This window comes from Pseudoalteromonas sp. SR45-6 (genome assembly GCF_014163545.1).
In the GTDB taxonomy this organism is placed as follows: domain Bacteria; phylum Pseudomonadota; class Gammaproteobacteria; order Enterobacterales; family Alteromonadaceae; genus Pseudoalteromonas; species Pseudoalteromonas rhizosphaerae.
Genome location: NZ_JACJDM010000128.1, coordinates 1 through 1,580, shown reverse-complemented (window position 1 = coordinate 1,580; position 1,580 = coordinate 1). Strand labels below are relative to the sequence as shown.

Below are 1,580 nucleotides of genomic sequence, written 5' to 3'. Positions count from 1 at the left end.
TGTCTGAAGTCAAGATTTGATAATCATATAGAAAGCTCCTCGAGTTTTTCGATACAGTTGTGTTGACCAAAACATAAACTGAATCCGAGGAGCTTGGTATGAAACTATATGGTGGAATTGACTTGCATTCAAATAATAGTGTTATTGCTATCATTAATGAACACGGTGAAACGCTTACCGTTAAGCGTTTAAATAATGACATGTCTGTCATTTTATCTTTTCTAACCCCTTATAAAGACAACTTAACAGGGCTTGTTGTTGAGTCAACTTTTAATTGGTATTGGTTAGTTGATGGATTAATGGATGCAGAATTTAAACTCCACTTAGCGAACCCCGCTGCAATTCAACAATATTCAGGCTTAAAACATGCTGATGACCATAGTGATGCACGCTGGTTGGCTGAAATGCTACGTCTAAACATTTTGCCTGAGGGCTACATTTATCCTCGAGAACTCAGGGCTGTTCGCGACTTAATGCGTAAACGAATGGATATTGTTCAACAGTCCACTAAAAACTTATTATCCGTGCAAAGTTGTTACATGCGTCATCTTGGTTATAAGCTCAGTAGCAACAAAATAAAGCAAATGGCTGCTATCAGAAAAGGCGTTGATGTTGAGCAAGTACACTCGGATTTCAGCTCAACAAATACAGCACTGTCGGTCATTTCTAACCTCACATTGATACGCTGTGCTCAACAGCAAATTAATGCAATAGAGAGCGCTATATTACAACAAACATCGCTCTCCCCTGAATTTATAAACCTAACCAGTATCGATGGGATTGGGAATACGCTAGCACTGACCATTATGTTAGAGACAGGCACAATTAAACGTTTTGATAGTCCAGGTAATTTTTCCTCGTATTGTCGCTGTGTTAAAGGTGCAAGATACAGCAATGGAAAGAAGAAAGGCGCTACAAACCAAAAAAATGGCAATCGATACTTAGCGTGGGCGTTTACTGAGGCCGCTAACTTTGCAATTCGTTATAACCCGACAGTTAAAAAATATTATCAACGAAAGCTGGCTAAAACAAACAAGGTAGTCGCTATTAAAACAGTTGCGCATAAGCTTGCAAGAGCGTGTTATCACGTGCTTAAAGACAATGTACCATTCGATGAACACAAGGCTTTTGCTTAGCGTCTATAAAACAAATTAGGTTAACGTGTTGAGCTAGTAATGGGGTTGGTAAAACCATTAGATTTGATTGAGCCTGCACGTTAACCGCTCATATTTTAAATACTGGATATGCCCAATGTTTGAGCCACAAAGGGTTGGTTATGTGTAAGCATAAACCACAGACTTGTTACAGCGCAGTGTGTAAACACAGCCAGAAACTGGACTGATATTGGTACTAAACGATGACTGAGGCGAAAGCCAAGGGCCTTAATTAATCATCAAAGATGCTTAATTAAACCGCCTAAATTCATATGGGTGACTGGTGCATATTCACACCAATCGACGTCATGACTAGGTGTATAGCCAAATTTAAAGTGAGTTTAAAAAGTAACAACACTTGGTTTTTTGAATAAAAAGATCAAGAAAACACAGCTGCCTGCTTGACCGGAACTTTCTAATGGGTGA

Annotated in this window: 1 protein-coding gene; it reads left to right on the top strand. The window is 39.1% G+C overall.

Annotation, left to right across the window (positions count from 1 at the left end; genetic code table 11):
- The first annotated feature begins 98 nt into the window (after positions 1-98).
- Complete coding sequence (locus H5158_RS22420) at positions 99-1,136, top strand: IS110 family transposase (RefSeq protein WP_182740952.1); 1,038 nt, start codon at positions 99-101, stop codon at positions 1,134-1,136.
- Positions 1,137-1,580 lie beyond the last annotated feature (444 nt).